This window comes from Capnocytophaga granulosa ATCC 51502 (assembly GCF_000411115.1).
Taxonomy (GTDB): Bacteria; Bacteroidota; Bacteroidia; order Flavobacteriales; family Flavobacteriaceae; genus Capnocytophaga; species Capnocytophaga granulosa.
The window spans coordinates 60534-85777 of the sequence record NZ_KE150242.1; the positions used below are offsets into that span (position 1 = coordinate 60534).

A 25244-nucleotide genomic window follows, 5' to 3' on the forward strand; every position below is an offset into this window, starting at 1 on the left:
AACTATATGGATTTTTCTTCCAAATTATTGGAAAATGCGGTCTATGAGATCGCACTGCTCCCAGGCATAGGCAAGCGAACAGCCTTGCGCTTGGCACTCCATTTGCTCAAGCAACCCAATGCTCAGACGGAGCACTTGGCGAGCGCTTTACTCAAGCTGCGTAATGAGGTTACTTATTGTAAAAATTGTCATAACATATCCGATACCGAGATTTGTGACATCTGTGCCAATATCCATCGTGATGCCTCGCTGCTCTGTGTAGTGGAAGATGTACGCGATGTGATGGCCATAGAACATACAGGACAATATAATGGCCTCTATCATGTCCTAGGGGGAAAGATTTCTCCTATAGACGGAGTAGGGCCGAACCAGCTAAATATAGCTTCCTTAGTTAAGAAAGTAAAGGAAGGAGGCGTCAAGGAAATTATCTTTGCGCTAAGCAATACCATGGAAGGGGATACGACCAACTTTTATATATATAGGCAATTAGAAGGATTGGACGTTACTACCTCTACCATTGCGCGGGGGATCTCCGTAGGAGACGAACTGGAATATACCGATGAGGTAACCCTCGGAAGAAGTATCCTCCATCGCATACCGTTTCAAGTACAATAGTCAGTAGTCGGTAGTCAGCAGCTAGTTACTAATCACTAATCACTAACCACTAACAACAATCAATAACCACTAACCACTAATCACTAACCACTAACAACAATCACTAACCAATAACAATTAAAAAAATGGCAAGATACGAACTGAAATTACCTCAAATGGGAGAAAGTGTAGAGGAGGCAATAGTCTCTTCTTGGCTCAAAAACGTAGGAGATACCATTAAAGTAGATGATATCTTGGTAGAAGTAGCTACTGATAAGGTGGATTCCGAGATTCCCAGTGAAGTATCGGGAGTAATTAAGGAAATCTTGACCCCAGTAAAATCAGTGGTGAAGGTAGGCCAAGTCATGGCTATTATAGAGACAGAGCAGCAGGACGAAATCCAAGTAGAACTCCTCAGTGAAACACCACAACCTATCCTCCCTATAGAAGAGATACCTTCACAACCTATAGAGTTGGAACTCCCTCCACAACCTATAGTGACAGTACCCGCTGTACCTCCTATCCAAGAGGTACCAGCGCTCCCTACAGAAGAGGTGTCAGCAACCCCTACAGAAAAGGAACCAGCGCTCCCTGAAGAGGAGGAAACCGTTGCCGCTCAGGTGCCTTATGTACCACAAACGCCAGTGGTACTGCCTGAAACTTCCCAAGAGGAAACAAACGAACCATTCTATTCTCCGCTGGTAAAGACCATTGCCAAGGAGGAAAATATCTCTATGGACGAGTTGGCCGCTATTGAAGGCTCAGGCATAGATGGCCGCGTAACTAAGCATGACCTATTGCGCTATTTGGAAAGAAGAAATAAAACAGCTACTACTCCCGTGTCAGTAGTTGCCTCTACACCTACACCAACAGCATCTGCACCTACACCTATGTCTGAGCCAACCGTTGCTACAACGGAAGCAACCTCTTTGGCTTTGCCTACGACAACCGAGCTAACTACTCAGATTACTGATGTAGCACTTATAGATAACAAACTCGGAGGATCTCCTTTCTCAGTGGCTGCTGTAGTTGAATCTCAGCCTGCTCCAGTAGCCGAGTCACAGTCTGCTCCAGTGGTTGAATCACAGCCAGCTGAAGGACTTTCTGCCGTAGAACTCCTTATACAACAGAAAGAAGCTGCTAAAAAAGACTCCCAAGAGCCAACTCCTGCGCCAGTAGTGGCACAAGAAGAAGCACCTGCGCCAGTAGTGGCACAAGAAGAAGCACCTGCGCCAGTAGTGGCACAAGAAGAAGCGCCTGCGCCAGTAGTAGCGCAAGAAGAAGTTCCTGCGCCAGTAGTAGCACAAGAAGAAGCGCCTGCGCCAATAGTAGCACAAGAAGAAGCGCCTGCGCCAGTAGTAGCACAAGAAGAAGCCCCTGCGCCAGCAGCACAACAAGAAAAGACAGAAGTACAGGAAGTGAAATATCCTGATATCTCTGACTTTATCAAAAACTTTGAGGCAACACACCCTAAAGAAACTCCTGCGGCTGAAAAACCAGTGACTGAAGAAACACCTGAAAAACAACCGCAACCTATTACTATAGAACCTACACCCATCACCTTGGAAGTGCCTCAGGACAAGCCAGAGGAAAAACCAGTGGTGGCAAGCACTACCTATACGCCTTCGCCAGTGGATAAGAATGTAGAGGTGATCGAGATGACCCGTATGGGCAAGCTCATCGCTAACTATATGATTGAGAGCAAGCGCGTATCTGCCCATGCTACCAGCTTCATAGAGGTAGATGTTACCCGTATTTGGAACTGGCGTAATAAGCACAAAAAGGCTTTCGAATCTCGTGAAGGAGAGAAACTCACCTTTACCCCTATCTTTATTGAGGCAGTGGCTAAAGCCTTGCGTGATTTCCCTCTGATGAACATCTCTACCGACGGTGAGCGTATCTTCAAGAAGAAACAAATCAATATAGGTATGGCTACCGCTTTGCCCAATGGAGACCTTATTGTCCCTGTGATTAAGAACGCAGATCAACTTAGTTTGGTAGGCCTAGCCAAGAATGTGAATGACTTGGCCAAGCGTGCTCGTGAGAACAAGCTTAAGCCTGATGAGGTGAAAGAGGGTACTTACACAGTAACCAATATAGGGGCTTTTGGCAATCTCTTTGGTACGCCTATTCTTAACCAACCTCAAGTGGGTATCTTGGCCATCGGTGCCATACAGAAGGTGCCTGCGGTGGTAGAAACACCCGAAGGTGATGTGATTGCGATTCGTTATAAGCTTATGCTCTCCCACAGCTTTGACCATAGAGTGGTCAATGGAGCACTCGGAGGCATGTTTGTACAGCGAGTAGCCAAGTACCTCGAACAGTGGGATGTCAACCGAGAAATATAGCCCATGCAAGGCGTTGTATTTTATGTAGCCTATCCCTTCCTATGGCTTATAGCACACCTACCCGATAGGTTGCTCTATGGGCTATCGGATGGGATATGCTTTCTTATTTATAGACTGATAGGCTATCGCAAAAAGGTGGTAAGGCGTAACCTTTGCTTGGCCTTCCCTGAAAAACCTCTTGCTGAAATCAAGCAAATAGAGGCGGCTTTCTATCATCATTTCTGTGATATTTTCTTGGAAATGGTAAGAACTATGGGACTCTCCCAGGCGCAAATGCAAGAGCGCATGACCTATACCAACAAGGAGCTGTTGGAGGGCTATTACCATAAGGGACAAAGTGTCATCATCATGTGTGGACACTACAACAGCTATGAATGGCTGCTTTCCTTGGCCGCTCAGATTCCTCATACTTCCTATGCGCTCTATACGCCTATTACCAATAAGTATTTTGACCGTTTTGTACGTAGGCTCAGGGAGAAGTTCCACAGCTATCTCATCTCCCGCTACAAGGCTATAGAGGAAATTCGCCGCTTACAGCATGAGGGAGTGCGCTGTGCTTATGGTCTAGCTAGTGACCAGTCACCCTCGCCAACCAAGGCTTATTGGCGTACCTTTATGGGGGTGGAAGTACCTGTATTTACAGGAGCAGAGCGTATTGCCAAGCAGTTCAATATCCCCGTGGTATTCTGTGATATACAGAAAAAACGAAGAGGGTATTATGTAGCTACTTTTATTCCGATCACCGAAGCCCCTGCCGATACTATAGCTCATGAAATCACCGATACCTTTACCCAACTACTTGAAGCCCAGATACGCCGTGCCCCAGAGTATTACCTATGGACACATAATCGATTCAAGCACGCGAAGGAAGTGAAGAGTGAAAAGTGAAGAGTGAAGAGTGAAAAGTGAAGAGTGAAGAGTGAAGAGTGAAGAGTGAAAAGTGAAGAGTGAAGAGTGAAGAGTGAAGAGTGAAGAGTGAAAAGTGAAAAATGAAAAATGCGAACCAATAGTTAAGATATTATTTACTAACTTTCTAATACGCAATTTATTGCGTATTAATGAATTGAATTATACAATCTTCGGATGGCACGAGCTGCAAGCTCGCGCCAGCATATGGGACTAATCACTAGTCACTAGTCGTTATCGTTACTCGTCACTTGCCAGAGAAAAAAAACTAATGAAAAATACTGGTTTTCTCATTATTTTTTTGTATCTTTGTCCATAATATCAACGATAGAAATTTTCATCATAAAATTGATATTCTTTATGGATAAATATTCTTTTCTTAATGCTGCAAACACTCAGTTTTTTGCAGATTTGTATGACCAGTATTTGGAGAATCCCGACTCGGTAGAGGCCAGTTGGCGTGCGTTTTTCCAAGGATTTGATTTTGCTCGTGAGAGCTATGGGGAGGATTTCTTTGAGGAAGTAACCCTCTCTTCTGAGCCAGCCCCTCAGGTGGCTACCCCCCAAGTGGTTTCTGTGCCTGTATCGGATAAGGTAGAGAAAGAATTGAGAGTGTTGAACCTTATTAAGGCCTACCAACAACAAGGACACCTCTTGGCTCAGATAGATCCCCTTAGGGTACGCAACGCTCAGGTGGCTTTCCCTTTAGAGAAATTTGGTCTTTCTCAGTCAGACCTTTCTACAGTCTTTGAGGCAGCCAAGGAGTTGTACTTACCAGCTTCTCCACTTTCTGTTATTCTTAAAAAATTAGAGGATACCTTTACCAAGAATGTAGGTATAGAGTTTGAGCATCTAGACAATACAGAGGCTAAAAAATGGTTCCAAGAAAAAATATATACAGGCGACTATACTGCTACTTTCTCTAAGGAAGAAAAAGTACGTATCTTACAGAAATTAGCGGAATCTACTGCTTTAGAGAACTTTTTCCATAATAAATATGTAGGCCAAAAACGTTTCTCCTTGGAGGGGAATGAGGCCTTAATCCCTGCTTTGGATGCCCTGATAGAAACAGCGGCTGACCGCAAAGGCGTCAAGGAGGTTGTAATAGGTATGGCACATAGGGGTCGTCTTAATGTACTGGTGAATATCTTGGGCAAGAACCTTCAGGATGTTTTCTCTGAGTTTGACGGTAAGGATTACCCTAACCCTGAGTTTGACGGAGATGTGAAGTACCACTTGGGACTTACTACCTTGCGCAAAACAGCCAAAGGGCAGGAAGTATTGCTTAACTTGGCGCCTAACCCTTCTCACTTGGAAACCGTGAGTGCTGTTTTACAAGGAATTACCCGCGCTAAGCAGGATAACCATTATGCCCAAAATCCATCTCAAGTATTGCCTATCGTAATGCATGGGGATGCAGCTGTGGCAGGACAAGGTATTGTATATGAGGTGATGCAAATGGAGCGCCTACGTGGTTATAGGACAGCGGGAACTATTCATATAGTGATTAACAACCAAATAGGTTTTACTACCAATCCTTTTGACTCTCGTTCTACTACTTATTGTACTGATATAGCCAAAGGCTTTCAAGCACCTATTATACATGTTAATTCCGATGATACTGAGGCCGTGGTACATGCAGTACTTTTAGCTTTAGAATATCGTATGGCTTTCGGTCATGATGTATTCTTGGATTTGGTAGGTTACCGCAAATATGGTCATAATGAGGGAGACGAACCACGCTTTACCCAACCTGTATTGTATAAACTTATAGGAAGTCACCACAACCCTACAGTTATCTATACCGAGAAGCTCGTCCAAGAAGGAGTTGTTACTGCCAAGGAAATAGAGGCCTACGAAGAACAATACCGCAACTACTTGGACGGAGAATTGGAAGCATCACGCAAGAAAGAATTGACTATTATTCAGCCAATTATGCAGAACGAATGGCAAGGCTTTGACCATATTGCCTCTGCTCAAGAGATGCTTCAAAGGGTAGATACCTCTTTTGATAAAAACAAATTGGACGAATTAGCAGCGCTAATTACTGCACTACCAGAGGATAAGAAGTTTATCAATAAGATTTCTAAGATTATCAAGGATCGCCAAAGCATCTATTTTGAACAACAGAAAGTAGATTGGGGATTGGCCGAGCACTTGGCTTTTGCCACCCTCCTTTCCGAGGGGTATAATGTACGCCTCTCTGGCGAAGATGTAGGCCGTGGTACTTTCTCTCATCGTCATGCGGTAGTAAAGGCAGAAGAGACCGAAGAGGAAATCCTACCACTTACTTATATTACTGCACAGGGAGGAGGCAAACTCCATGTATATAACTCCTTACTTTCCGAATATGGTGTATTGGGATTTGAGTACGGCTATTCTCTTACAGCACCTAAGACCTTGACCATTTGGGAAGCACAATTTGGTGATTTTGCCAATGGAGGGCAGATTATGATGGATCAGTATATCTGTTGTGGGGAAGATAAGTGGAAGAACCAGAGTGGATTGGTGATGCTCTTGCCTCACGGATATGAAGGCCAAGGAGCCGAGCACTCCTCTGCTCGCTTAGAACGCTACTTACAGCTATGTGCTACCCAGAATATGTATGTAACCAACTGTACTACACCAGCCAACATATATCACTTGCTACGTCGCCAGCTCAAGGCACCATTTAGAAAGCCGCTTATTGCCCTTTCTCCTAAGAGCTTGCTTCGTCACCCCTTGGTGATTTCTTCTGTGGACGAATTGGTTAGTGGTCATTTCCAAGAAGTTTTGGATGACACTCATGTAAATCCAGAAGAGGTAACTACCCTTGTATTCTGTTCAGGACGTTTCTATTATGATTTGCTTGCAGAACGTGAGAAATTAGGTAGAAAAGATGTAGCTCTAGTGCGTATCGAGCAGCTCTTCCCGCTTCCTGTAGAACAACTCAAAGAGGTGATAGCTCGTTATCCTAAAGTAACTGACTATGTATGGGCACAAGAAGATCCTAAGAACATGGGTGCTTATGGCTATATGCTTATGAACTTTGACTTAGTGCCATGGAGATTGGCGGCTATGAATGCCTACTCCGCTCCAGCCCCAGGTAGTCCTAAGCGCCATAAAGCTCGTCACCAAGAGGCTATTGACAAAGTCTTTAATAAGTGACAAATGACAAGTCAATAGTGACAAGTGACTAATAATGGTACTTGATAAAGTAAAAAGTAAAAGGTAAGAGTACTGCTCAGACCTTTTACTTTTTATTTTTTACCTTTTACTTTTTACCCCCCTTGTCCACTGACTTCTGCTCTTGTTCGTATTTATTTTATTTCAAACAACGAATAATCCTGTTATTATAAGTTAAAGTTTGATAGTTGTTATTTTTGTATTTTATTTGTTATCATGTAATTATATTTATTTTCCGTTGCATGAAAAGTTAAAAAAAGACTTTTAAATATTTTTTAGCATGATTGTTCGAAAATAATTTATATCTTTGCACTCAGAAAAAAATTAAATAATGGATTTTACTAATAAAACAATTGGAGAGATCGTAGCAGATGACTTTCGTACTGCTGCTATCTTTAAAAAACACGGAATTGACTTCTGCTGCCGCGGAGGTAGAACTATAGATGAAGCCTGCGAAAAGAAGGATGTAACTAAGAAAGAACTTATTGAAGAGCTTTCTTCCCTCCCTTCAGGCAAAGGTGATGCGGTAGATGTAAGTAGCTGGCCTTTGGACTTATTGGCTAACTATATTGTGAAAATACATCACGAATATGTAAGGGAGAAAACCCCTACTTTGATCCAGTTTTTGGATAAGCTATGTAAGGTACATGGTGATAGACACCCTGAACTCTTTGAAGTAAACCAACTCTTTAACGAAAGCGCTCATGACTTAGCAGAGCATTTCCAAAAAGAAGAACGCGTATTGTTCCCCTTTATAGAAAAGCTCGTAAAGGCTTCACAAACAGGCGAACCACTTGAACCCACTCACTTCGGTACCGTGGAGAACCCTATTGAGATGATGAAGCATGACCACACCATAGAGGGAGACCGCTTTGCTAAGATTGCTGCTCTTACCGACGGCTATACCCCTCCTGCCGATGCATGCAACACCTACAGAGTTACTTTGGCTATGCTAGAAGAGTTTGAGAATGACTTACATCGTCATATCCACTTGGAAAACAATGTGTTATTCCCTAAAGCTATTGCTTTAGAGAAGAAATTGAGAGAAAAAACCGCTTAATAACTCATAGCAATTTAATTTAAGGAAAAAAACTACTTGGAAAATTTCTAAGTAGTTTTTTTGCGTAAGAGCATAAATAATACTATCTTTGTGCGCTAAAAACAAATATTGTATGTTGACTTATCTTATAGTGTTTTTAGGAGTTCAACTCCTGCAAGGACTTTTTTTATGGAAGGGTTATCAGAAGGCAGGCTACAAAGGGTGGCAAGCCTTTGTTCCTGTATGGAATATGCTGATTCTGCTGAAGATTATTGAGCGTCCTTGGTGGTGGATTTTCTTGGTGTATCTACCAGTGATAGGCAATATTATGGCCATTGTCTTGGCCTATGAGTGGTTACATGTATTTGGCTATCGCCAAAAACGCTATACCCTTCTGGCAGTAGTTACTTTAGGGCTTTTTGTTGCCTATGTGATGTATCAGCCTAAAACCCAATATATAGGCAAGAGTGAGGCGGTGATTGCCGACAATGTGCCCTCTTGGCTTAGTGGAATCATCTATGCAGTGGTGGCAGCCTCTACCATACATGCATATTTTATTCAGCCTTATACCATACCGACCTCTTCGCTCGAAAAGACCCTTTTGGTAGGGGATTTCCTTTTTGTAAGTAAGTTTCACTATGGGGCACGCTTGCCTATGACGCCTATGGCAGCTCCTATGGTGCATGATACCATTCCTTTGGCAGGGGTGAAGTCTTACTACTCTAAGCTTCAGTTGCCCTACTTGCGCTTACCCGCCTTACAGAAAATCAAGCGCAATGATATAGTGGTCTTCAACTGGCCTACCGATACGGTACGTTTCTTCCGTGATCCTTCAGGAATCCATGCCTATAAACCGGTGGATAAGAAATCCCACTATGTGAAAAGAGCTGTAGCTGTGGCAGGAGATACTTTTGAGATACGAGATGGAGATGTCTATATCAATGGCAAGAAGGAGGTTTATCCCGTAAGAGCTAAGTTGCAAACCTCTTATACAGTAGATACCGATGCCGAGTTTAGGAGCTATTTGGTAAGCCTTTATGGCAGCCAATACACCCCTGAACAGCTATTGCCCGTCTTTTTATTCCAGAACTTTGCCATTACTGATGCCTCTGGTTTTAGTGCGGATAACCAATTTGTGGTACAATCAGCTACAGAAGAGGTAGCTCAGAAGATAGGACAACTCCCACATATAGAGAAAGTAACCAAAATAGTAGCACCGAAGCAGTATAATAAGGCTATTTTCCCACATAACGAGCGTTTTGCATGGAGTGAGGATAATTTTGGTCCAGTGGAAATCCCAGCGGAAGGCAAAACCGTACAACTTACCCAAGAAAACCTTCCTCTATACCAACGTATCATAGCTGAATACGAAGGAAATACACTACAAAAACAAGGTAATGATATCCTTATCAATGGACAAAAAGCCACTTCCTATACCTTCCGCCAAGATTACTACTGGATGATGGGGGATAACCGCCATAACTCCGAGGACAGCCGCTACTGGGGCTTTGTGCCTTTTGACCATGTGGTGGGCAAACCTGTATTGGTATGGATGAGCTGGGATAGCAATGCCTCAGGGTTTAATAAAATCCGCTGGAGTCGCCTCTTTACTACCGTCAATGGGGAAGGAGAGCCTGTTTCTTACTTCTATTGGGTATTGGGCTTAGGAGTACTTGGCTATATTGGTTACGAGGTCTATAAGAAGAAATATAAAGGAAAAGCAAAGGTAAAGAAATCATAATGAAGGCATTATTACACCCTACTTATTTCCCAACGATTGCCTCTTTTTCGCTTTTGGCAAAGGAGCCTTGCCTCTTGGAGGTATCGGACAACTACCAGAAGCAGACCTACCGCAATCGCACCTATATCTATGGGGCTAATGGCAAGCAGATACTCACGGTGCCTATCCTACATACAGGTGGGGAGACAGGGCGTCAACTCTATAAGGACGTGCGGGTGGATAACCAAGTGGCTTGGCAGAAACTACATTGGAAGACCCTACAGACGGCTTATCGCACCTCTCCTTACTTTGAGTACTATGAAGATAAGATCGTCCCTATATTTACCCAAAAGCACACATTCCTTTTGGACTTAAACCTCCGTACTATAGAGGCGGTACTGGATTGCCTCCATATAGACGTGAGTTGGGAGCAAACCACAATTTATCAGCCAACCTACGAAGGGGTGACTGACTATCGCTATTTGACCAATGCCAAAGCGTCCTATGAGGTAAATCAAGAGCCTTATTATCAGATATTCTCAGATAAACATGGTTTTATCCCCAATCTTAGTATATTGGACTTGCTTTTCCATGAAGGAAATAGATCAATGACAAGTGACAAGTGACAAGTGACTAATGAACTATTTGTCACTAGTCACTAGTCGTTAGTCACTTTTTAAAGAGTGGAATCATATAGGTTAGGGTGTAGTTGTAGTTGATACCAAAGGAGCTACCTTCCCATACACGTTGTATCCCTGGAATCCAGAAGTTTGGGAATTGGTCGCTTTTCTTGTTGTAGAGCAGTAGGCTAAAGCGCACAGAAGCCCCTGCATAGAAGTGTTTGAAGAGTTCTACTTTGATTCCTAAAATACCCTCTAACCAGTGGGCAGTACGTCCGTGGTAGGTAGTCAGCAGGTCGCTTTGGCTGCCACTGAGCGATTCATTCCAATAGATATTGTATAGGGTATGCAGGTTATAGCGAGATACCTCTTGACTAAAAGAAGAAAAGCCATAGCGTGCCCCGAAGTAGATCATATTCTCCATTCCATACCAGTTGGTATAGGAATTATAATCGAATCCCAATTTGATATATTCGCCACGGGTAGCAAAATCAAAGTAGTTGGTGGTGCTATTCTTGTATTCCTTGCCTATTTCTCCAGCTATATAATAGCGATCATTCAAGCGGTAGTCACCCACTAGTTCCAGTCCTTCATAGTTCTTATCGGTAAAGGTACGTACGAGTTTGGATATATCAGCCCCTATACGCAAGCCATAGTGCTGGTAGTGTTTTTGGCTGGCTTGGGTAGGAGTTGTGGCGGCTTTCTCTTGAGGCTTTTGCTCTTGCGCAAAGCCACAGATAGGGAGCAGCAGGCTAATAAAAAATATGAATACTGGCTTTCTTTTCATTGTCTAATTTTCTAAAAAGTACATGTACGCGCTCTACCCAAGAGGTATAGCCATCTACGGAGGAGAAAGTAGCGGAGAGGTCATTATAGGTAACCCTATAGCCACACCCCTTACTGAGGAACTCTTGAGAGGGAGTAGCTGTGATTTTCAGTTCGCTCACGCTTCCACTGACTAAGACGCCCGTGCTATCAATGACCGCGTCCTTAGCCAAGAGGAAGGAAGTCTCACCAGAGGTTAGTTTCAGGGGCAATACAAGGGAATCAGTAGTGGCGATGGGCTGAATGATTTGGTAGCGGTCTTTGCCCATGACCAGAAGATTATTGACCATTTTGGTACGGCGTGGGGTAGTCTTGTCATGCACCCGAATGATAAGACGCGGGGTGAGCACCTCATCGGCACAGATGTCGTCATTCTCGCAGCCTGCAAGGAAGAGCACTAACAATAAGTATAAAATATTTTTCATATCAGTTCAAATTATACGAAAAAATCCCTGCAAAACAGGGACTTTTCTTTTAGAGGAAGAATATTATATTTCTTCTGCATCTCTTAGACGTTGGATGAACTCCGCTCTTTGGATTACATTACGGCGAAGCACAGAAGGCTTACTAAAGTGCTGACGTGCACGAAGCTCCTTTACAATCCCTACGCGGTCAAATTTTCTTTTGTAGCGCTTAAGGGCTCTGTCTATATTTTCTCCTTCTTTTACTGGTATAATAAGCATAGTAATAACACCTCCTTTCGTTTACGGGGGCAAAGATACAACAATTTTTTGTACCCACAAGCGCTATTGTGAAAAAAACGATAAAATTTTTCATCACGCAAAAACATTGCGCAATTAATAAGTACCTTTGCAAAGCAAAACAGAAATAATTGTCCTATGATTTTACAAATACACTCTGAAAATCCCCAACTTTTGGACTTGCTCAATAAGAACCCACATACCAACTTTGGGATCTATGCCAAGGCCTTGCGCAATGGCCAACTTGTGGGTAATGCCGTTTCCGCTCATCAGTACGATGTACTTTTCCAAGATACCCGCTATAGCTATTTGCCAGAGGAAAGTAACCAGATTGATTTTCAAAGCTATAGCACCCCCTTGGTGGTGCTGCATATCTGTAATGAGTTTTTCAAGGAACTCCTACAAGAGCGGCAGACCTACTTGCAGCAGGAAATCAAGTGGTTAGGTAAGTCCCGCGGTGAAGTGGATACCTACCCTTGTAGGATAGAGGTCAAGAATCTATATGCTAATTCTAATTGGTATGCTCAAGGACATTTTCTACTGGAGCGTTATTTCAAGAATATACATGCAACACCCCTAATAGGGAACAACCTTTCGCTGACAATAGAGGGCAAGAACGTATTTGAGGCTATGAACCTTTTGAGTTTTGTAGCAGTGGCTACTCATATTACCAATACCTATGGGGAATACACCTATATAGATGACCATTTTGCCCAGAAATATGCACGTATTCTAACCAATATAGAACAGGTGCCTTACTTTGTATTCTATCTTTTTATCAAAAGGGCTATAAAGAGTGAACGCCAGTTTGCTGAGATCAAGCCCCTATTTGAAGCCTATTTCAAGCAGCGCGGTATGGATATAGATTTCCAGTTTGCCGATACCCACGGAAGCCGTATGAACTTTATTGTCAATGAGCTGGGTATGGATTACCCTATCTTGGACATCGGTTGTGGAGAGCTGAAGTACTACCGTCGTTTTATGCGAAGGAACTATAACTATCAGCACCCTTATTTTGCTACAGATACCGATCCAGAAGTGGCGGCTCATGTGACCATTCTCAAGGAACGTATGGAAGCCGATAACCTCTATTTCTTTACCTCATGGGACGATTTTCAGTACAAAGAGCCTGTAAATATCATACTCACAGAGGTTATAGAACATAATACCCCAGCCCAAGCAGCTGCTTTGGTTAAGAAGTGCCTATCGCTGAACTTCCATAAGCTTGTCATCACCACGCCTGATAGCCGTTTTAACTCCTATTACTTTGAGGAAGGGGAGGAAAGCAGACGACATGAGGATCATCATTTTGAATGGACGGACACAGAATTTCAGTCTTTTATCAAAGAATGTGTAGGAGCACAGCCATTTGCTTATACTTTCTATGGAATAGGGGATAGGATCAATGGGGTAACACCTACACAAGCGGTGGTTATCACTCGGAAATAAGATTATTTGCTTGTAAGATTTGATAATAATTCTTATTTTTGTACTTTAATTCTATTGTTATGAATACACAAGCTGTAACACAGCATATAGTGGGGTGGCTCTCAGACTACCTCCAACAAACAGGCATCAAGGGCATGATTATAGGGATCTCTGGGGGGATAGACTCCGCTGTGGTCTCCACTCTATGTGCCCAAACGGGTAAGCCCGTATTGTGCTTGGAAATGCCCATACACCAAGCCCCAAACCAAGTGAGCCGAGGACGTGCTCATATAGACTTTCTTAAAGAGCGCTACCCCAATGTAAGCAGCTTAGAGGTGGATCTCACCCCTGTGTTTGATACCTTTGTAGGGCAAATTCCTCCAGCTGAAACGGATAATGCCTTAGCATTGGCCAATACACGTTCTCGCCTTAGAATGACTATGCTCTACTACTTTGCGGGCTTATATGGCTATATGGTTGTGGGTACGGGCAACAAGATAGAGGATTTCGGGGTGGGCTTCTTTACCAAATATGGCGATGGCGGGGTAGATGTCAGCCCCATAGCTGACCTTATGAAGAGTGAGGTGTATGAGCTGGCCGACTACTTGGAGATTATCCCTGAGATACGTCAGGCGCCCCCTACCGACGGCCTTTTTGGTGACGATCGTACCGACGAAGACCAGCTGGGGGCTTCCTATCCCGAACTGGAATGGGCAATGACCTTTGTAGAGGAAGGCCACAAGGAGGAAGGTCTCACCCCACGCCAAGCACAAGTGCTCTCCATCTTTAAGCGACTGAACAAGGCTAACCAACATAAAATGCAGCCGATACCCGTTTGTAAGATTCGGTAGTCAGCAGTCAGTTGTCAGTAGTCAGTAGTCAGTTATTAGTTATCAGTTCTCTAACTACTAATTCGAATCAATAGTTAAAATATTATTTGCTAACTTTCTAAGAAGCAATAAATTACGTCTCTACCCTAACGCTGGCTAAGACAACTCCTGATGAGCGTAGTTATCCGTAGAGACGCAATTTATTGCGTCTTAACGAATTAGATTATACAGATATTTTTAACTATTGATTCGCATTACTAATTTCTAACCACTAACCACTGACTACTGACCACTGAAGACTGAAGGTTGAATCGTTAAAGAATATAAAAAACATTTTATTCTCACAATAAAGTAGTACCTTTGCGGATTATTAAATCAACCAATGAAAAAAAATATTTTTATTCTTTTCTTCTTAGGACTCATCTCCTTTGCTTCTTGTAGTTTTACAGGTAAAAAAGTGGAACTTACAGGTGAGGGAGATAGAGAGCGTTACCTAATGGATGTGATTGAATACCTCATCTCAAGAGGACACTTTAGCCAAAGAACCTTGGACGATGCTTATTCTAAGCGTGTCTATAAGGCGTATTTGCAGTACTTAGACCCACAGAAGCGCTATTTTGTTCAATCGGATATCAATGAGTTTAAGAAAAGTGAAACAAAACTAGATGATGACCTTAAGAATAAGGACATCTCTTTCTTTACCCTTACCTATACCCGCCTGAAGGAAAGGATAGAGGAGGCCAATAAGCTCGCTGAAGAACTTCTCAAACAGCCTTATGAGTTTTCCAAAGATGAGACGGTAGACTTAGACTATGAGAAAATTCCTTATACCAAGGATAAAAAAGCCCTTAGAGAACGTTGGCGCAAACTGATTAAGTATTCTATTCTCTCCAATATACTTATTAAAGAGAAAGAAGAGCAGGATAAAAAAGAAAAGGATGCCAAATATGTAGTCAAGGATAGTGAAACCCTTAAAAAGGAAGCATTGGAGGCAACCCAGAAGTCCTTTGAGGAGATGTTTCTTTCTTACAAAGACCTTACTCAGGACGATTGGTTTGGTATCTACCTCAATAGCTATATGGAGGCTACCGACCCACATTCGAGCTATATGGCCCCAGACATCAAAGAACGTTTTGACCGCGATATCTCAGGCAAATTCGAGGGGATCGGTGCTGTACTTCAAAAGAAATCCGATGGGATACGTATCTCCGACATTATCATGGGAGGGCCTGTATGGAAAGGCAAGCTCTTGGAAGTAGGTGATTTGATCCTTAAGGTAGGACAAGGAAGTGATGATCCTGTGGATGTCATCGGGATGCGATTGGAGGATGCTGTAAAGCTCATCAAGGGAAAGAAAGGTACAGAGGTACGCCTTACTGTAAAGCGTATGGACGGTAGCATACAGGTGGTACCTATCAAGCGCGATGTGGTAGAGATAGAAGAAACCTTTGCTAAATCAGCTCTTGTTAAGGACGGCCAACATACTTATGGAGTGATTAACTTGCCTTCGTTCTATATCAATTTCAATAACTCTCGTGAGCGCAACTCGGCTTCCGATATGGCCTTGGAGATAGAAAAGCTTAAGAAGGCCAATGCAGAAGGTATCATCTTGGATTTGCGTAACAATGGTGGGGGGTCACTCTCCAAAGTAGTAGAGATAGGTGGTCTCTTTATCAAGGAAGGGCCTATCGTACAGGTGCGCAGTGCCAACAACAGTATGCAAGTATTGGAAGATAGTGATGGGATTGTACAATGGGACAAGCCTCTTATTATACTTATCAACGAGCTATCAGCTTCAGCCTCTGAGATTTTAGCCGCTGCTATGCAGGACTATGGTCGAGCAATTATCCTTGGTAGCAAGCAGTCTTTTGGCAAAGGAACTGTACAGGAGCTTATAGACCTAAACCGTGAGGTGCGCAATAACCTTTTGGGTGATATGGGAGCGGTGAAGCTCACCCGACAGAAGTTCTACCGTATCAATGGTGGTTCTACCCAGCTTAAGGGGGTAAATAGTGATATAGTGATTCCAGACCGTTATCAATATATCAAGGTAGGGGAACGAGAACTAGAAAACCCACTGCCATGGGACGAGATACACAAGGTAACTTTCACGCCATGGAAGCAAAACCAAAACTTTGCTACCGCTATAGCTAATAGCAAAAAGCGTATAGAGGTTAGCCCGCTATTCAAGCTCATAGATGAGAATGCACGCTGGGTACAAAAGCAAAAAGATGAAAATACCTATTCGCTCGAATACAATGCCTATAAGAAACAAGTGGATGAGAGTGAGGCCATGATTAAGAAGTTTAAGGAGCTAACTGAGTACAAATCAGCTTTACAATTTGCCTCTCTCCCTGCCGAAGAAGAGAAAGCCAAAACCAATGAAGATGTAAAAATTCGTCGTGATCGTTGGCATGAAAGCCTTCAGAAGGACGTGTATGTAGAGGAAGCAGTATCAGTACTTAACGATTTGGTGAAGTAAACATAATTTTAAATATTTAGATTTTAATTTAACGCTTTAAAGAGTTCTCTTTGGAGCGTTTTTTTGAGGAAAAAAGCGCTATGAAAATAAAAATCGCCTTAATGATGTCTATTTTTACATTTTTTCAGCAACTATTTGCCCAACCTATTACCAAAAAACAGATTTTTGCAGAAGATGTATCCAAAATCACCTCACTAGAGAAAGCTATACAGCAATCCGAATTGGTGATCAACTACTTACTTCAGGAGCACTATAGCCCTAGTATCGCTGTCTGTGTGACTAAGCGTGGTTTTCCTATATGGGAGCGTGGTTATGGCTATGCCGATATAGAACAAAAAACACCTGTCAATACCAGAGAGACCCTCTATAGGATTGCCAGTGTCTCCAAGACACTCACAGGGCTTTCTCTTACCAAGATGCAGGAGCAAGGCTGGATAGACTGGGATTGCTCACTCTATGACTATGTGCCTTATTTCCCTAAGAAAGCCTATGACTTCACCGTGAAGCAGTTGGCCGGCCACTTGGCAGGTATACGTGCCTACAAGGGCAAAGAGGTATTGCTCAACCGCTTTATGAGTATCAAGGAAGGTATCAGTGTATTTGACCAAGATCCCTTGCTCTTTGAGCCAGGTACGAAGTATTTCTACAATAGTTATGATTTTAACTTGATTTCTTTGGCTATGCAAGAGGCCATAAAAGAGCCCTTTGAGTGGTATGTAACCCACAATGTATTGGAACCTTTGGGTATGTATCATACCTTCCCTGATATGGGAGGACTTTCTCCCAACCAGACTATTCCCTATATGACAGATAAGAAGAAGCAATTCAAAAGAACTAGCGAGGTCAATAACTTCTTTAAGCTCGGTGGAGGAGGGTTTCTCTCCACAGCCTATGATGTAAATCTGATAGGGCAGGCGGTACTAGGTAAGGCCTTTCTAAAGCCCGAATACCAAGAGCAGATGCTCACCTCTCAAAGGCTTAATAATGGAGATTATACAGGCTATGGTATAGGTTGGCAGTCGGCACCCGATTGGCAAGGACGTACCTACTACGGCCATATAGGCAATGGTATAGGCGGATATGCATGGTTCTATGTCTATCCAAAGGAGGAAGTAGTTTTTGCATTTCTGTTCAACACTACCAACCCTTCTATAGACGAATATATGCACCGTATCATGGATTGTATCCTCAAGGGGGCGGAATATAAGCAATACACCACTACCAACTATCCTGTAATCCGCAAAGTAAAAGAAGCTGACGTTACAGCTGTTAGAGAATAAAGCTATGAAGACCGTTTTGATTACAGGAACCAGCAGAGGGATAGGGGCAGCCCTTGTCAAAGCCTTTGAAGCAGAAGGCCATAGCGTGCTTGCCCTCTCTCGCAGCTATCCTAAAATGTATAAAGAGGGGAGGACTACCTATATCCCCTTTGATATTACCCAAGAGGCAGACCTACAACAACTGGTAGCCTATTTGCAGAGGGAAAACATACGTCTTGATATAGTGGTGAGCAATGCAGGCAAGCTCATCAATGCCCCTTTTGCGGCCATTTCTGTCAAAGACCTACAAGCGGTGTATGAGGTGAATGTCTTGGGCGTCTTTAGGCTTATACAGTGTTTGCTTCCTTTGCTCCAAACTCAGGCACATATAGTTACCATTAGCAGTATGGGCGGGGTACAGGGCGCTATGAAGTTTGCTGGACTTTCCGCCTACACCTCTTCCAAGGCTGCCCTTATAGCCCTGACAGAATTATTAGCTGAAGAATACAAAGAAGATACCCAATGGCACTTCAATTGTTTGGCTTTGGGAGCTGTACAGACGGAGATGCTCTCGGAGGCCTTTGCTGATTATAAAGCTCCTGTTACGGCAAAAGAAATGGCGCAGTACATTAAGGATTTTGCACTGCACCAATATCCGTATTTTAATGGGAAACTTTTACAAGTTGCTTCTACAACACCTTAGTTTAAAAACTTTACAGACTTGATAATGGTCTCTAATTCAAAAAGGAGGTCACGCTTGGAGGTGCCAGGGGCGGCGATAAAGCCCTCTATCACAACGCAGCGGTCTCGCTTGGGATCTTCTATAATGTAGTTGCTAAAAGGGCCGCCGAGTAAGAAGTCCTTCACTTCCCATAAGCCTTTGCTTTCTATAGCAGGATAGTGGCCTATTTGAATTCTCTTATACGTGGGGGCAAAGGCAGGGCTGGTAATCATATACATACCTTCCTCAGGGCCAGGTATATAGCGCTTACCAATGGAGTCTCTCATCTGGATAATAGCACTTGTACAATCCTTATCGGAGGAACAAATTTTTCCTTTGGGCATCTCATAAATAAGAATATCGGCGGTACCATTTTTTACCTTTCTTTCTAACCAAAAGAAATCTCCTTCTTGTTTTACGATATGATAGAGAGAAGGGAATGTCAATTGTATACCTAAGCGCTCTTCTATAGCTTTGGTTTTGTTGAGTGTTTGCTTAAAACGATTTTCTACCTCACGCATCTCATTCTCCTTGAAGGAGAGGATAATTACGGGTGCATATTGTTGTATTTCACTGATAAGGTCATCGGTAGTTTGTCCTGTGAGAAAGGCTACTTTTTGGCCTTTGGCATAGAGTGAATCCTTGATATGGAAACGATTTTTGTGATCAGTGGAGACCACTAAGATATTTCTCCCTGCACGGGTCATGCCCTGAAAGACATCTTCGGGGATTTGCTGGATATCAAAGATAGGTTCTCTCGCCCCTGCAATCTCCTCCACAGGAGAGGCAAAATAGTTGCGTAGGCTATCCCCTACAATACCATTCCAGAGCTGGGGATCCATGACGATGGTAAGGGAGTTGATACTCCCTACCGAATCGGGCAAGTACTGTTTTTTCTGTTGTTTGCAGCCCCACAAAAGACTACAGATAAGAATCGCAAAGATACATTTTTTCATAAGAAGTGTTTGAACACTTAGTGACAGCTAATATTGTTCCAAAAATAAAAATTTCTTCAGATTTATTATTTATTTAACACACACTCGGTTTGATAAAGCGTTAATAACAATTGACAGTATGTGATTTTAAGGATTAACCGTTTTATTAGCTGTGAAATAAGTAACCAAAGAATCAGGTTTGGAATACCAGCCATTGTGGTAGAGGTTGTTTTCCTCTTGCCCTTCTCTTATGATACCTCCTTTGTAGAAATGGTATTTCTTGTTGGCCTGGAGCTTTTCACTGGTAAAGAGTAGGTAAGCAATGGATATAGGAGTACGATAGGTAAAGACTTCACGTTCGCCCTCTCTCAGGTGTAGGAGCGTTTGAGCAGTAAAGTTCTTAAAGAAAACAAAGGCGGGCTGGGAGCCTTCCTTGAGGGAGGCCTTCTGTTGGGGTTTTCCTCCTGTGGCAATGAGTGTTCCTCCAGTGATTTCAAAGGTACCTGTTGCAGGCACATTGATAGGGGTTTGTGAGCCTCTACTTCTAAGGAACGTACGGCCTGCGGTTAGGGTAAATGATTGCTCACTCTCTAAGGTATTGCCAGAGGTAGATTCCAAGAGGTAGCGACCTTTGTTGATATAGATACCCTTGCTGCCTTGCACTCCAGTCTCTATAGAGTTCACGTTGATGTAGGCATTGGAGAAAGTAACTATGCTGGCAGAGACGATTCCTTTAGCCCAAGCGCTAATGGAGAGTGTCCCCCCGTTGATCGTGATAAAAGGGTCAGTCTCTCTTTGGGTGAGGGAAGCCATGAGCGCATTGTTCTTAGCCTTGAGCGTATAGTCTCCGTCATTGATAATCACATGACCGTTGGTAACTACAATAGCATTGCCCAGTCCATCATTGTCTTGGGTATCTACCATTATGGTACCTCCATCACCTATGTAGGCCGTTTTGCTGCGGATACCATCCTTTCTAGCTTCAACAGAGAGCTTACCTTGGGCAGCGAGTGCTGTACGCAAGCTACTTTGGCAAATGATGCCAGAACTTTTTTCTCCCTTTAGGGAAAGACTGCCTTCTCCGGTGAGGACAACTGCGCCTAAGTTATAGAGCACAGTAGCATCGTCACCCTCGTTGGGGGTGATAGTATTGGTAAGAGTGTTTGTCGTTCCTGAAGGAATATTCAGGAAAGCCTTGCTATTACTAGTAAGTTTGATTACCGTATTATCATTGGTTAGTGATAGGTTTTGCAAGGTGAGTTTGTAGGGGTGTGAGCTGGAGAGGCTAAAGCTCCCGTTGTGGGCAGTCCCAGAAAGTACATACTCTATGTGCTCAGCAGCGGAGGTTATACTCAGGTGTGCTTGTTGCTTACTTATGGTGATATCGGCCGCACCTTCTACCTGTACATTGCCCTCTGAGAAGGTAATTAGTACTTGTTGGTTAAAGGAATAGCTGCTGAGAAGGTCGCTGGCGTCTTCTCCTCTTTGTCGCCCCCCTTGGGGGTCAGCGGCAGAGTCGGTTAGGGGTGTAATGCGAATTTCCTTTTCAGTGGAAGGGGTAGGAGGGGTAGGGCGTCGTTTGGGAATTCGGTCATCTACATCATCACTACAAGAGACATAAGTGGTTAAAAATAAAACAGTTAGTAAAAAAAGTAAGTGTTTTTTCATGCTAAAATAGTTTAATTCGTCAAGGAGACAATTGGCTAATGAGACAATTGTCTCCTTGATACATTAGAATATTGTTAGTTGTTTTAATCGGTATTCTACTCCTATGGAGAGGTAGGAGTGTCTGAAGACATTGGTATTGCCGAACTCAGTAGTATTCAGGGCCGGGTGCTCTTTGTCAAATAAGTTGGTTAAGGAATTGACATAGCGTAGTTCAGCGGCCAAGTCCTCTGTGATGTGTACCTTACAGCCCACAATGACAGCAAAGTCAAAAGTACGGTAGATTCCCTTGTCAAGGAAGTTTGCTCCATTGTAGAAAATAGGTTCCTCTGAGCCTATTTCAGGTTTTACAGCTAGAAAACCGAACTGTGCCCCTACCTGTAGGGAGAACTTCTCATGGAGCTTGATACCACTCAGTATAGGCACATTCACATAATCAGTATTCAGAGACGCCTTATACAGTTCACCATTGGGCAGGAGTCCTTCTCGTTCCCAGCGGGCGCCCTGTCGGGAAAAGAGTACTTCGGGCTGTAGAGAGAAGATACGTCCTAAGAAGAGTTCCCCGTAGGCTCCTACATAGACACCCCATTTGCCCTTGAAGGTAGAGATATCGGAAGTGGTACCCCTGAGATTTACATAGCTAAGCCCTCCCTTGACCCCTACATCAAACTCCTGAGCAGAGCAGAGTAGCGTAAAGAAGAAGAGAAGGACACATAAGATATTTCTTTTCATATGAAATATATTGGTCATTAATAAAATAATGTGCAAAAGTAGTAAAAAAATAAAAACGATATACACTCAAAGGGGTAGTTTCTAAAAAAAGATATTCACGGGGGCATAAGTTAAAGAATAAGAATAAAAGTTAATCAGGAGGGAAATAGCGAAACAAAATTTTTTTGGGATTTTGCTTGTGATATAGAATTAAGTTTGTATCTTTGCCCCTATGTAAGCAGTTTGTATAGCTTAGTGTTATACGGCTGATTATCAATAGTCACGTCATTCCAGTTGAGAGAAAATTAGTGTGAGCTTAATTGAACTTTGCTGGGGTGTTATTTTTTTATTAATCAATCAACCTAAAAAGCATAAAAAGAACATGAAAGTAGCTTATTACACCGAAGAAGGGTTACGTGCACTGAAGGCAGAACTGGATCAACTCCGCGATGTAGAGCGTCCTCGTGCGTCCCAAGCGATTGCTGAAGCCAGAGATAAGGGAGACCTTTCAGAGAATGCAGAATATGATGCAGCCAAGGAGGCACAAGGTCTCTTGGAACTGAAGATAGCAAAATTGGAAGAGCTGGTAGCCAGTGCCCGTGTGATAGATGAATCCCAATTGGATACCTCCAAGGTGCTAATCCTCTCCACTGTAAAGCTCAAGAACAAGGCCAACAATGCCGTGATGACCTATACACTAGTGGCCGAGAGTGAGGCTGACCTTAAGAGTGGTAAGATCTCGGTAAGCTCCCCTATAGGACGAGGCCTGCTAGGCAAATCCGTAGGAGATATAGCCGAAATAAAGGTACCTAATGGCACCCTACAGATGGAAATTATAGAAATAACCCGATAAAAACTAAGATATGGCATCCATCTTTACCAAAATTATCCAAGGTGAAATCCCTTGCTATAAGATAGCAGAGGACGAGCACTGTTTTGCCTTTTTGGACATAAATCCCAATGCTATAGGGCATACCCTTTGTATTCCTAAACAGGAAGTGGATAAGCTCTTTGACCTACCCAAGGAGCGTTACCATGAACTATTAGAGTTTGCCCGCAAGATAGCTATCGCCCTAGAGAAGGCTGTCCCCTGCGAGCGTGTAGGTATGGCTGTGGTAGGACTTGAGGTACATCATGCTCATATACACCTGATCCCAATCAGCCAGATGAGCGAGATGACCTTCCAAGAAAAAGTAGCGCTTACCCCTGAAGAATTTCAAGAGGTAGCCGATAAGGTGAAAGCCTATTTGTAAGAACTGTCATCATAGTTTATTGACAAACTTTGCCAGAGTCTCTTTGGCAAAGTTTTTTCTTATCAGGAGAAAGATAAAGAATAAGCATGTTTTTTCCAAAAAAATTCTTATATTTGCATTTTGAAAAAATAGATAAAATCATCAGGCCTCAGAGATGAGGTTTGAGTAATTAATATAATGATTTACAATAACTTATGGGACTGATTACGGCAAAGGAATTAGCAAAAGCAGCTAAGTTAGACCGATTTGGATTTGTGGGCACCTTTGCAGGCTGGGGGCTATTGCATCTGTTGCGTTTGGCACCTCTCAATAGGATATATGATAGGAATAAGCACTTAGAGGGTCTAGCATTCTTAGATGCTTTGCTCAAGGAGTTTAAGGTGCATTATGAGGTAGGGGAAGAGGACTTGCGAAAGATCCCCAAGGAAGGCCCTTTTATCACTATTTCCAACCACCCCTTAGGCGGCTTGGATGGGATATTATTGCTTAAAATCCTTTTGGAACAGCGCCCAGACTATAAGATAATGGCTAATTTTCTATTGACACGTATAGCGCCATTAGCCCCTTACATCATTCAAGTAAATCCCTTTGAGAATCACAAAGAGGTTTCTTCCAGCCTTATGGGCTTCAAGCAAGCGCTGGCACATCTTAAGGAAGGATTCCCCTTGGGGATATTCCCAGCGGGAGAAGTCTCCACTCAACCCAGTGGGAATATCTATGTGGATAAGACCTGGGACAAGTCGGCCATGAAGCTCATCAAAAAAGCCAATGTTCCTATAGTGCCGATCTACTTTCATGCCAAGAACAGCTCGCTGTTCTACCAATTGGCCAAGCAGAGTGATACGCTGCGTACCGCTAAGCTCCCTTCGGAGTTACTCTCCCAAAAGAACAAGACTATAGGCATACGTATAGGACGACCTATATCCCCCAAGACACAGGAAGAGATGGAAGATCTCTATGAGTTCTCAAACTTCCTGAGAAAGAAGACCTACTTATTATCAAATACTTACGATCAGAAGAAACTATTTAAGAGCTTTGCTTCCATGATAAGGGTCAGAGATAACAAAGACCCACAGGAGATAGTCCCAGCACAGGAGCCAGAGGTATTGGAGAGAGAAATAGCTACCTTGCGCACTCAGCATGGCACTCGCTTATTACAACATAGGGAATATGAAATCTTTTTAGCCAAGGCTGAAGATATTCCCCATATACTCCAAGAGATTGGGAGACTTAGAGAACTTACCTTCCGCGAGGTAGGCGAGGGCACCAATCTCTCAATAGACTTAGACGAATATGATGCCTATTATCGTCATCTTTTCCTTTGGGAAAGTGATACCAAGCGCATCATAGGAGCCTATCGTATGGGCTTGGGGAGTGATTTCTTTGATCTCTATGGTGTCAATGGGTTCTATACCCACAGCCTTTTTAGGTTTGACCCAGAACTTAATACCATGCTGCGACAAACGATAGAAATGGGGCGCGCCTTTGTCGTGAGTGAGTACCAGCAGAAGCCTATGCCCTTATTCCTATTATGGAAAGGGATTGCGCTGACCACCTTACACTTCCCAGAACATAAGTACCTGCTCGGGGGGGTCAGTATCTCCAATCAGTTTTCGGATTTCTCCAAATCATTGATGATAGAGTTCATGAAGTCCAACTTCTACGACCCCTACATTGCTCAGTATGTAAAGCCAAAGAAAGAATACAAGGTACGGCTCAAGGATGCCGATAAGGACTTTATTCTCGATGAAACCCAGTCCGACCTGAACAAGTTTGACAAAATCATAGATGAGTTGGAACCAGGGAACTTGCGCTTGCCTGTGCTGATTAAGAAGTACATCAAGCAAAATGCCAAGGTCATTGCCTTCAATGTAGATCCCTTGTTTAACAATGCCATAGACGGTCTTATGTACATTCGTATAGATGACCTGCCGGAGAGTACCATAAAGCCTGCTATAGAAGAATTTCAATCCCAGATAGAGCGAGGAGAAATAGATCCTAAGGATTAGCCTCTAAGGTGTAAAAGCAAAAAGTCGTGCCGA

The 25244-nt window shown here is 43.1% G+C and carries 21 protein-coding genes and 1 pseudogene; 16 read left to right on the top strand and 6 right to left on the bottom strand.

Going from position 1 to position 25244, the window contains the following annotated elements:
* Positions 1-6 precede the first annotated feature (6 nt).
* From recR to HMPREF9331_RS00330, 8 genes and pseudogenes are all read left to right on the top strand, one after another.
* Positions 7-615, top strand: a complete 609-nt coding sequence (recR, locus tag HMPREF9331_RS00300; RefSeq protein ID WP_016419209.1) for a recombination mediator RecR — start codon at positions 7-9, stop codon at positions 613-615.
* A 155-nt stretch (positions 616-770) separates the two neighbouring features.
* A pseudogene (locus HMPREF9331_RS13245) lies at positions 771-1382 on the top strand (biotin/lipoyl-containing protein); the annotation flags it as partial.
* A gap of 102 nt (positions 1383-1484) precedes the next feature.
* Positions 1485-2942 (top strand): 2-oxo acid dehydrogenase subunit E2, encoded by a 1458-nt coding sequence (locus tag HMPREF9331_RS13520; RefSeq protein ID WP_394360015.1) that lies wholly within the window; start codon positions 1485-1487, stop codon positions 2940-2942.
* Positions 2943-2945: 3 nt separating this feature from the next.
* The gene (locus HMPREF9331_RS00310) at positions 2946-3830 is read left to right on the top strand and encodes a lysophospholipid acyltransferase family protein (protein WP_016419211.1); all 885 of its coding nucleotides are present in this window, start codon (positions 2946-2948) and stop codon (positions 3828-3830) included.
* Positions 3831-4208: 378 nt separating this feature from the next.
* A complete protein-coding gene (locus tag HMPREF9331_RS00315; RefSeq protein ID WP_016419212.1) occupies positions 4209-6995 on the top strand; it encodes a 2-oxoglutarate dehydrogenase E1 component in 2787 nt (928 codons plus the stop codon).
* 349 nt (positions 6996-7344) lie between these two features.
* Positions 7345-8073 carry an iron-sulfur cluster repair di-iron protein gene (gene ric, locus HMPREF9331_RS00320; protein WP_009642006.1) on the top strand — a complete coding sequence of 243 codons (729 nt, stop codon included), beginning with the start codon at positions 7345-7347 and terminating at the stop codon, positions 8071-8073.
* A 112-nt stretch (positions 8074-8185) separates the two neighbouring features.
* A complete protein-coding gene (lepB, locus tag HMPREF9331_RS00325; protein WP_016419213.1) occupies positions 8186-9793 on the top strand; it encodes a signal peptidase I in 1608 nt (535 codons plus the stop codon).
* A complete protein-coding gene (locus HMPREF9331_RS00330) occupies positions 9793-10398 on the top strand; it encodes a WbqC family protein (protein ID WP_016419214.1) in 606 nt (201 codons plus the stop codon). Before lepB ends, HMPREF9331_RS00330 begins: the two co-directional genes overlap by 1 nt.
* Before the next feature lie 43 nt (positions 10399-10441).
* Here HMPREF9331_RS00330 and HMPREF9331_RS00335 read toward each other — a convergent pair whose 3' ends face one another.
* The 3 genes from HMPREF9331_RS00335 to rpsU form a co-directional block, all read right to left on the bottom strand.
* The gene (locus tag HMPREF9331_RS00335; protein WP_016419215.1) at positions 10442-11179 is read right to left on the bottom strand and encodes a DUF6048 family protein; all 738 of its coding nucleotides are present in this window, start codon (positions 11177-11179) and stop codon (positions 10442-10444) included.
* Entirely contained in the window at positions 11145-11642 is a 498-nt protein-coding gene (locus HMPREF9331_RS00340) for a DUF6452 family protein (RefSeq protein ID WP_016419216.1), read from the bottom strand. The genes HMPREF9331_RS00335 and HMPREF9331_RS00340 overlap by 35 nt, the downstream gene beginning before the upstream one ends.
* A gap of 63 nt (positions 11643-11705) precedes the next feature.
* Entirely contained in the window at positions 11706-11900 is a 195-nt protein-coding gene (gene rpsU / locus HMPREF9331_RS00345) for a 30S ribosomal protein S21 (protein ID WP_009642001.1), read from the bottom strand.
* Positions 11901-12056: 156 nt separating this feature from the next.
* On the opposite strand from rpsU, the gene HMPREF9331_RS00350 reads away from it, so the two are divergent.
* The 5 genes from HMPREF9331_RS00350 (at position 12057) to HMPREF9331_RS00370 (ending at position 18620) form a co-directional block, all read left to right on the top strand.
* On the top strand, positions 12057-13367 hold the full coding sequence (locus HMPREF9331_RS00350) for a class I SAM-dependent methyltransferase (protein WP_016419217.1): 1311 nt from the start codon (positions 12057-12059) through the stop codon (positions 13365-13367).
* A gap of 59 nt (positions 13368-13426) precedes the next feature.
* Positions 13427-14197, top strand: coding sequence for an NAD(+) synthase (nadE, locus tag HMPREF9331_RS00355; protein ID WP_016419218.1), 771 nt, complete (start codon positions 13427-13429; stop codon positions 14195-14197).
* Between the two features lie 361 nt (positions 14198-14558).
* Positions 14559-16658: a carboxy terminal-processing peptidase gene (locus HMPREF9331_RS00360; RefSeq protein ID WP_016419219.1), complete on the top strand. Its 2100-nt coding sequence runs from the start codon at positions 14559-14561 to the stop codon at positions 16656-16658.
* A gap of 101 nt (positions 16659-16759) precedes the next feature.
* Complete coding sequence (locus tag HMPREF9331_RS00365; protein ID WP_016419220.1) at positions 16760-17938, top strand: serine hydrolase domain-containing protein; 1179 nt, start codon at positions 16760-16762, stop codon at positions 17936-17938.
* A 4-nt stretch (positions 17939-17942) separates the two neighbouring features.
* The gene (locus HMPREF9331_RS00370) at positions 17943-18620 is read left to right on the top strand and encodes an SDR family NAD(P)-dependent oxidoreductase (RefSeq protein WP_016419221.1); all 678 of its coding nucleotides are present in this window, start codon (positions 17943-17945) and stop codon (positions 18618-18620) included.
* Here the strand turns inward: HMPREF9331_RS00370 and HMPREF9331_RS00375 are convergent.
* From HMPREF9331_RS00375 to HMPREF9331_RS00385, 3 genes are all read right to left on the bottom strand, one after another.
* Positions 18617-19594 (bottom strand): DUF4837 family protein, encoded by a 978-nt coding sequence (locus HMPREF9331_RS00375; RefSeq protein ID WP_016419222.1) that lies wholly within the window; start codon positions 19592-19594, stop codon positions 18617-18619. The two genes, HMPREF9331_RS00370 and HMPREF9331_RS00375, sit on opposite strands and share 4 nt — an antisense overlap.
* 126 nt (positions 19595-19720) lie before the next feature.
* A complete protein-coding gene (locus HMPREF9331_RS00380; RefSeq protein ID WP_016419223.1) occupies positions 19721-21241 on the bottom strand; it encodes a carbohydrate-binding domain-containing protein in 1521 nt (506 codons plus the stop codon).
* Positions 21242-21304: 63 nt separating this feature from the next.
* On the bottom strand, positions 21305-21970 hold the full coding sequence (locus HMPREF9331_RS00385) for a porin family protein (RefSeq protein ID WP_040356968.1): 666 nt from the start codon (positions 21968-21970) through the stop codon (positions 21305-21307).
* 361 nt (positions 21971-22331) lie between these two features.
* Here HMPREF9331_RS00385 and greA point away from each other — a divergent pair, with 361 nt between their 5' ends.
* From greA to HMPREF9331_RS00400, 3 genes are all read left to right on the top strand, one after another.
* Positions 22332-22802, top strand: a complete 471-nt coding sequence (greA, locus tag HMPREF9331_RS00390; RefSeq protein ID WP_009641959.1) for a transcription elongation factor GreA — start codon at positions 22332-22334, stop codon at positions 22800-22802.
* 10 nt (positions 22803-22812) lie between these two features.
* Positions 22813-23202: an HIT family protein gene (locus HMPREF9331_RS00395; RefSeq protein ID WP_016419225.1), complete on the top strand. Its 390-nt coding sequence runs from the start codon at positions 22813-22815 to the stop codon at positions 23200-23202.
* Positions 23203-23396: 194 nt separating this feature from the next.
* Positions 23397-25211, top strand: a complete 1815-nt coding sequence (locus HMPREF9331_RS00400) for a GNAT family N-acyltransferase (protein WP_016419226.1) — start codon at positions 23397-23399, stop codon at positions 25209-25211.
* Positions 25212-25244 lie beyond the last annotated feature (33 nt).

Bases quoted from the DNA above. Each gene is read 5' to 3' on its own strand.
- HMPREF9331_RS00400 (WP_016419226.1), top strand. From the start codon at position 23,397: ATGGGACTGATTACGGCAAAGGAATTAGCAAAAGCAGCTAAGTTAGAC.
- HMPREF9331_RS00370 (WP_016419221.1), top strand. From the start codon at position 17,943: ATGAAGACCGTTTTGATTACAGGAACCAGCAGAGGGATAGGGGCAGCC.
- HMPREF9331_RS00315 (WP_016419212.1), top strand. From the start codon at position 4,209: ATGGATAAATATTCTTTTCTTAATGCTGCAAACACTCAGTTTTTTGCA.
- HMPREF9331_RS00395 (WP_016419225.1), top strand. From the start codon at position 22,813: ATGGCATCCATCTTTACCAAAATTATCCAAGGTGAAATCCCTTGCTAT.
- HMPREF9331_RS00375 (WP_016419222.1), bottom strand. From the start codon at position 19,594: ATGAAAAAATGTATCTTTGCGATTCTTATCTGTAGTCTTTTGTGGGGC.
- greA (WP_009641959.1), top strand. From the start codon at position 22,332: ATGAAAGTAGCTTATTACACCGAAGAAGGGTTACGTGCACTGAAGGCA.
- HMPREF9331_RS00385 (WP_040356968.1), bottom strand. From the start codon at position 21,970: ATGAAAAGAAATATCTTATGTGTCCTTCTCTTCTTCTTTACGCTACTC.
- HMPREF9331_RS00340 (WP_016419216.1), bottom strand. From the start codon at position 11,642: ATGAAAAATATTTTATACTTATTGTTAGTGCTCTTCCTTGCAGGCTGC.
- rpsU (WP_009642001.1), bottom strand. From the start codon at position 11,900: ATGCTTATTATACCAGTAAAAGAAGGAGAAAATATAGACAGAGCCCTT.
- HMPREF9331_RS00310 (WP_016419211.1), top strand. From the start codon at position 2,946: ATGCAAGGCGTTGTATTTTATGTAGCCTATCCCTTCCTATGGCTTATA.
- HMPREF9331_RS00360 (WP_016419219.1), top strand. From the start codon at position 14,559: ATGAAAAAAAATATTTTTATTCTTTTCTTCTTAGGACTCATCTCCTTT.
- HMPREF9331_RS00330 (WP_016419214.1), top strand. From the start codon at position 9,793: ATGAAGGCATTATTACACCCTACTTATTTCCCAACGATTGCCTCTTTT.
- ric (WP_009642006.1), top strand. From the start codon at position 7,345: ATGGATTTTACTAATAAAACAATTGGAGAGATCGTAGCAGATGACTTT.
- HMPREF9331_RS00365 (WP_016419220.1), top strand. From the start codon at position 16,760: ATGATGTCTATTTTTACATTTTTTCAGCAACTATTTGCCCAACCTATT.
- HMPREF9331_RS00335 (WP_016419215.1), bottom strand. From the start codon at position 11,179: ATGAAAAGAAAGCCAGTATTCATATTTTTTATTAGCCTGCTGCTCCCT.
- lepB (WP_016419213.1), top strand. From the start codon at position 8,186: ATGTTGACTTATCTTATAGTGTTTTTAGGAGTTCAACTCCTGCAAGGA.
- HMPREF9331_RS00380 (WP_016419223.1), bottom strand. From the start codon at position 21,241: ATGAAAAAACACTTACTTTTTTTACTAACTGTTTTATTTTTAACCACT.
- HMPREF9331_RS00350 (WP_016419217.1), top strand. From the start codon at position 12,057: ATGATTTTACAAATACACTCTGAAAATCCCCAACTTTTGGACTTGCTC.
- nadE (WP_016419218.1), top strand. From the start codon at position 13,427: ATGAATACACAAGCTGTAACACAGCATATAGTGGGGTGGCTCTCAGAC.
- HMPREF9331_RS13520 (WP_394360015.1), top strand. From the start codon at position 1,485: ATGTCTGAGCCAACCGTTGCTACAACGGAAGCAACCTCTTTGGCTTTG.
- recR (WP_016419209.1), top strand. From the start codon at position 7: ATGGATTTTTCTTCCAAATTATTGGAAAATGCGGTCTATGAGATCGCA.